This is a genomic window from Immundisolibacter sp. (genome assembly GCF_041601295.1).
GTDB lineage: Bacteria > Pseudomonadota > Gammaproteobacteria > Immundisolibacterales > Immundisolibacteraceae > Immundisolibacter.
Genome location: NZ_JBFIII010000131.1, coordinates 1 through 5,881 on the forward strand (window position 1 = coordinate 1; position 5,881 = coordinate 5,881).

8 protein-coding genes are annotated in these 5,881 nt (G+C 66.7%); 7 read left to right on the forward strand and 1 reads right to left on the reverse strand.

Features of this window, described 5'->3' with window-relative positions:
* On the reverse strand, nt 1-593 hold a 593-nt coding region (locus ABZF37_RS13140; protein WP_372720654.1), incomplete at its 3' end, for a cyclic nucleotide-binding domain-containing protein.
* A gap of 164 nt (nt 594-757) precedes the next feature.
* On the opposite strand from ABZF37_RS13140, the gene ABZF37_RS13145 reads away from it, so the two are divergent.
* The 7 genes from ABZF37_RS13145 (at nt 758) to ABZF37_RS13175 (ending at nt 5,797) form a co-directional block, all read left to right on the forward strand.
* Nucleotides 758-1,354: an ACP phosphodiesterase gene (locus tag ABZF37_RS13145; protein WP_372720666.1), complete on the forward strand. Its 597-nt coding sequence runs from the start codon at nt 758-760 to the stop codon at nt 1,352-1,354.
* A gap of 86 nt (nt 1,355-1,440) precedes the next feature.
* On the forward strand, nt 1,441-2,037 hold the full coding sequence (locus ABZF37_RS13150; RefSeq protein WP_372720668.1) for an O-methyltransferase: 597 nt from the start codon (nt 1,441-1,443) through the stop codon (nt 2,035-2,037).
* 19 nt (nt 2,038-2,056) lie between these two features.
* Nucleotides 2,057-2,830 carry an NRDE family protein gene (locus tag ABZF37_RS13155; protein ID WP_372720656.1) on the forward strand — a complete coding sequence of 258 codons (774 nt, stop codon included), beginning with the start codon at nt 2,057-2,059 and terminating at the stop codon, nt 2,828-2,830.
* Entirely contained in the window at nt 2,827-3,264 is a 438-nt protein-coding gene (locus ABZF37_RS13160; RefSeq protein ID WP_372720658.1) for a hotdog fold thioesterase, read from the forward strand. Before ABZF37_RS13155 ends, ABZF37_RS13160 begins: the two co-directional genes overlap by 4 nt.
* A gap of 26 nt (nt 3,265-3,290) precedes the next feature.
* Nucleotides 3,291-3,773: a peroxiredoxin gene (locus tag ABZF37_RS13165; RefSeq protein WP_372720660.1), complete on the forward strand. Its 483-nt coding sequence runs from the start codon at nt 3,291-3,293 to the stop codon at nt 3,771-3,773.
* Nucleotides 3,774-3,849: 76 nt separating this feature from the next.
* Nucleotides 3,850-5,004, forward strand: coding sequence for an acyl-CoA dehydrogenase family protein (locus ABZF37_RS13170; protein ID WP_372720662.1), 1,155 nt, complete (start codon nt 3,850-3,852; stop codon nt 5,002-5,004).
* Nucleotides 4,997-5,797, forward strand: coding sequence for an enoyl-CoA hydratase/isomerase family protein (locus ABZF37_RS13175; RefSeq protein ID WP_372720664.1), 801 nt, complete (start codon nt 4,997-4,999; stop codon nt 5,795-5,797). The genes ABZF37_RS13170 and ABZF37_RS13175 overlap by 8 nt, the downstream gene beginning before the upstream one ends.
* The last annotated feature ends 84 nt before the right edge of the window (nt 5,798-5,881 follow it).

Consider the following 5,881-nt stretch of genomic DNA (forward strand, 5'->3'; position numbering starts at 1 on the left):
AAATTGGCGATATCCAGGCGCGGCATCGGCAGCATGAAGCGCTTCGACGAATAGCCACGCTGCGAAAAACGCGCCGACAGGCTCAGCAGCAGCACCGCCAAGCGCTGCTCCGGTGACTGTTTGCCGAGCGACAACAGTTGTTGCTCGCGCTTGGTGATCTCGCGGCTCATCAGGCGCAGCAACTGGTGTTGCAACGCCGGTACCTGGCGCGCGGCATCCTCCAGCCGCTCGAACGGTACCTCGCAGACGCTGGTTGTTTCCAGCACGCGGGCGCTGGCCGCGTGTACGCCATCGGTAAGGCCGTCCAAACCCAGCAGCTCGCCGGGCAGGTGAAAGCCGATGATCTGCTCGCTGCCGTCCCGGCCAACGGTGAAGCTTTTTGCCGCGCCGGACCGGGCTACATAGATCGACGCGAACGGATCGCCCACCCGAAACAGGAACTTGCCCCGCGGCAACGGGCGCGAGCGATGGACGATCTTCTCCAGCAGATCAATGTCGGCATCGCTCACGCCAAGCGGCAGACACAGCTCGTGCAGATTACAGGTGCCACAGGCGCGCTGCATGCTGCGCAGGGAAAACGAGGAGTGGTTCACGCAGCAGGCTCTGGGATTGTGGGGGGATCAGTGTTTCGGGGCGATTCCGGCATTCTGGCTTGAGTTATCCAGCAGCGGTGGCGGCCTGTCAAGCTGGCATAATCAGCCCCTATATCGGTCGCGACCGATACCGCTTCAATCCACCGCGGAGCGTGGCCTTGAATGTGCTCGCCCATGCCCTACTCGCACAGCAGGCCGGTTGCTCCCTGATCGGTAGCCTGCTGGGCGATTTTGTTCGCGGCGCGCCCCCGGCGCATTATCCGTTGGCGTGGCGACACGGTATCCGGCTGCATCGGCGCATCGACCGTTTCGTCGACACGCATCCCGCCTCGGCTTGCAGCGTGCAACGCCTGCCGACCGAGCTGCGGCGCTGGGCACGGGTGGCGCTCGACGTTTACTACGACCACCTGCTCAGCCGCGACTGGCCCCGGTACTGCGCAACGCCACTGCCGCAATTCGCCAGCACCGTGTATCGCGCCCTCGATGAACACCGACACGCACTGCCACCAGACCTGGTCCGGTTCGCCGACTTCATGGCCGCGCGCGACTTGCTGGCAGCCTACCGCGACCCGGAAATCATTGCTGAGGTACTGGTCCGCCTTGCCGGCCGCTGCCGCCGGCCGAGTACGCTGGCGCACACCTTTCCGTTTTTGGAGCAGGCCGATGCAGGGCTTGGCGGCGATCTGGCGCAGCTTTATCCGGCCACGCTGGGATTCGCCCGCAGCGAGGTCGCGGCGCGCCAGCTACGCCCGGCGGCCTGAGCGGCCGTTAACTATCAATAGACGGTCGTCACCGACCCGAGCCACGATCGGTACTGCCCTGCCTTTAGGAGACCTGTGTGCCCAACATGACCCCTGACCTGGAAGGCTATTTCCGCCGCCAGACCCGGCCACAGCGCCAGGAATTCACGCGCGTGGCGATCGCCGCCGCCGCCGACGGAATCCCCACCATCGGCCCGGTCCTGGGCGGCCTGCTGACGGTACTGATTCGCTTCGGCGCCGTGCGGCGGGTACTGGACCTGGGCGCCGGAAACGGCTATTCCGCGCTGTACCTGGCCGAAGGCATGGGCGGAGAGGGAGAGATCATTGCACTTGAGCGCGATCCACGCCGCGCCGTGGCGGCGCGCCAGAATCTCGCCCACTCTAGCGTCAGGACCAATGTGCTGATCGGCGCCGCGCAAGAAGTCCTGCCAGGCCTTGGGGCACCATTCGACCTCATTTTGCTCGACCTCGACAAGACCGATTACCTGTACGCGCTGGAACACTGCGCCCGCCTGCTGCGCCCCGGCGGCATGCTGGTGATCGACAACACCGGCTTTGCCGAGGCTGAACCGTTCAATGCCGCGTTGGCGGCCGACGCACGCTTTTACAGCGTCAACCTGCTGTGCCTGCTGCCCGGCCACAGCCCGGAGAACGACGGCGTGGCGCTGGCGGTGCGCCACTAAGGCAGGCGCGAGCACCGCTGTGTGCCTGCTGGTGTTGGCTTACCGGGTACACCCGGCCTATCCGCTGGTGGTGGCTGCCAACCGCGACGAGTTCTATGACCGCCCATCCTCGCCGGCACGGTTCTGGCCCGAGGCACCGCAGATGCTGGCAGGGCGTGACCTCGCCGCCGGTGGCACCTGGTTCGGCATGACCCGCGACGGGCGTTTTGCCGCTGTCACCAACTATCGCGAAGCACGCGCGCCGGCCGCCGCTTCGCGTGGACATCTGGTGCGCGATTATTTGCAGAGTCATTGCCGCGCCGGCGAATTTGCCCACACGCTGCTGCCGCGCGCCGACCTGTACGCCGGCTTTAACCTGCTGCTCGGCGACCCGAACGAGCTGTGGTGGTACAGCAATCGTGCCCAGGCGCCGCAGCGCCTGGGGCCTGGCGTTTACGGTCTGTCCAACCATTTACTGGACAGTCCCTGGCCCAAGGTGCTGACTGGCAAGGCGGCGCTGGCCGCCGCCTGCGCCGATCCCGGCGATCTGGCCCTTGCTCCGCTGGTCGACCTGCTCGGCGACCGCCGTACTCACGCCGCGCAGCCGGATCCGGTCAGTGGCATGGACGCTGACCTGGCGCGCGCCCTGTCGGCGGTGTTCATCGACACACCCCTTTATGGCACCCGCTGTAGCACCCTGCTGCTGCAAAATGCGGCCAGCCGGGTGGATTTTGTGGAACATAGCCACCGGCCGCGTCCGGGTCAGGCGCACTACCGATTCTTTCTCGACACCGCAAAAGGCAATCCTGCATGAGTATCTGGCGTCCCGGCCTTACCGTGGAACAACTGAACGCGCCGCATATGGGCGGCAGCATGGCCTGGCGCCTGGGCATGCGGTTTATTGAAGTCGGGCCGGACTATCTCAGGGCCACCCTGCCGGTGAACGAGCTCACCCGCCAACCGGCTGGCATCCTGCACGGTGGTGCCAATGTCGTACTGGCCGAGACCATCGGCTCGGTCGCCTCCGGCGTGCTCGCCGGCCACGAGGGTGACCGGCACGTGGGCCTGGAAGTCAACGCCAACCACCTGCGCGCCGTGACCGACGGCGAGGTGACGGCTACCGTCAGACCCCTGCACACCGGCAGGCGTACCCAGGTGTGGGACATCCGCATCGAGGATTCGGCGGGTAGAATCACCTGCGTGTCCCGTCTCACCGTCCTGACCGTTGGCCCGCGCCAAGGTGAGTGACCGCTTTTACCCCCGAGGAGTATTCCATGAGCATCAAAGTTGGCGACAAGATTCCCTCCGTGACCTTGACCCAGATGACCGCTGACGGTCCCAAACCGGTCTCCACCGACGAGCTGTTTGCCGGTAAAAAAGTGGTGCTGTTCGCCGTACCGGGCGCCTTTACCCCGTTGTGCTCGGGCCAGCACCTGCCCGGCTACGTGAAACTTGCCGACCAGTTCAAGGCCAAGGGTGTGGCCAGCATCGTCTGCGTGTCGGTGAACGACGCCTTCGTGATGGGCGCCTGGGGCAAGGACCAGCAGGTGGGCGACAAGGTACTGCTGGCGGCCGATGGAAACGCCGAGTTCGCCAAGGCTGTGGGCCTGGACATGGACGGCAGCGGCTTTGGCATGGGCCCGCGCTCGCAGCGTTACGCGCTGATCGCCGACAACGGTGTGGTGACCCACATCGGGGTCGAAGAAGGCCGTACCTTCGAGGCCAGCAAGGCCGAGACGATTCTGGCCGCCGTGTAGACACACCGGCAGCGTAAGCGGCGCCTGCACCAGGCGCCGCCCCTACCCGTAACCAGCGCGGCAGCGAGGAATACGCATGGATTTCGCCTTCACGGACGAACAGCTCGCCATCCGCGAGGCGGTCAGCCGCTATGGCGCCGAGCGCCTGGCGCCGCGCTACATGCAGCGCGAGAAAACCGGCTTCGAGCCGGGCCTGATCCAGGAAATGGGCGGCCTGGGCTACATCGCCCCGGAGATGCCGGAGGACATGGGCGGCGCCGGACTGGATGCCGTCACCTCGGGCCTGATCGTGGAGGAAGTCGCCCGCCACGACTTCAATGTCTCCTACGTGCAGCTCATGGGTTCCCTGTGCGCCACCATCCTCACCCGCCACGCGCAGCCGGACCTGGCACGCGAGGTGGTCGGTCAGATCTGCCGCGGCGAGGCGCTGGTCGGGTTGGGCCTGACCGAACCGGGCGGCGGCTCGGACGCGGCTAACCTGAAACTGCGCGCCACCCGCAAGGGCGACGTCTACGTGCTCAAGGGCGAGAAAGCCTCCGCCTCGTTCGCCGCCCACATGCACAAGATCGTCGTGTTCGCCCGCACCGGCACGCAGGAAGATCGCGCCAAGGGCATCAGTGCGTTTCTGGTCGACATGGACAGCCCCGGCATCACCCGCCTGCCGTATGACGACCTGGGCACCAAGCCGGTCGGCCGCGGTTCGGTGTTCTTCGACGACGTGCAAGTACCCGCCGGGCGCATCCTGGGCGACGAGAATCGCGGCTTCGGGCAGGTCATGCAAGGCTTCGACTACAGCCGCGGCCTGATCGGCCTGCAATGCCTGGGCGCTGCCCGCGCCTCGCTGGACGAAACCTGGGCCTACGTCAGCGAGCGCGAGGCGTTTGGCCGGCCGCTGGCCAAGTTCCAGGGCGTCACCGAGCCGCTGGCCGAGTTCGAGACCCTGCTGGAAGCCTGCCGCCTGCTGTGCTTCAAGACCCTGTGGCTGCGCGACCGCGGCCTGCCGCACACGTCCGAAGCGGCCATGGTCAAGTGGTGGGCGCCCAAACTGTCCTTCGACTGTATCCACCAGTGCCTGATCACTCAGGGTCACTATGGCTACAGCACCGACTTGCCACACCAGCAGCGCCTGCGGGACGTGCTGGGCTTGCAGATCGGCGACGGCACGGCGCAGATCCAGAAAATGATCATCTCGCGCGAGAAGGTGGGCCGCGTGGCGGTGCCCTATGCCTGAGGCAAACCCGGATTCGAACACCGTGGTGGCGGTCAGCCGCCATGGCCCGGTGGCGCTGCTGGAACTGGCCCGGCCGGAGAAGTTCAACTGCCTTAACTCGGCCGTGCACCAGGCGATCGAGACCGCCCTCGACGCCGCCGAAGCCGACCCCACCTGCCGGGCGCTGCTGATCGCCGCTCAAGGCAAACATTTTTGTACCGGCGCCGATCTGGCAGAAGTGCAGGGCCTGCGCGCCGCCGGCCGCTTTGACGAGTTCATTGCCCTGGGCCATCGCGTGCTGTGCCGGCTGGAAGCCTCGCCGCTGCCGGTGGTGATCGCCGTGCAGGGCCTGTGTCTGGCCGGTGGCATAGAACTGGCGCTGGCCGGCGACGTCATCCTAGCTGGCGAGGGCGCCAAACTCGGCGACCAGCACGCGCAGTTCGGTCTGGTGCCCGGCTGGGGCGGCAGTCAGCGTTTGCCACGGCGCGTTGGTCAGGCGCGCGCGCTCGACCTGATGTTCTCCGCCCGCTGGCTGTCAGCCAAGGAAGCCCAGGACTGGGGTTTGGTGGCGCAGGTAATCCCGGACGCCGAGCTGCGCGAACGAGCCCTGGACTACTGCACCACGCTGGCCACCCGTAGCCGGCCCGGCCTGGCCGCCATGAAGCGCCTGGCCCGTGAAGGTGCCGACCTGCCGCTGGCCGACGCGTTGGCGCTGGAGCAGCGCCTGGCGCTCGAAGCCATGGCCGGGCCGGACGTCGACGAGGGTCTCACGGCTTTCGTTGCGCGGCGCCCGCCGCGGTTCCAGTCCAGCTGACGCCGCCGGCCTCAATCGGTTGCCTCACCTCTCACACAAACCAGAACCAGGTGACCACCGCAAACAGCGGCAGCAGCACCACGC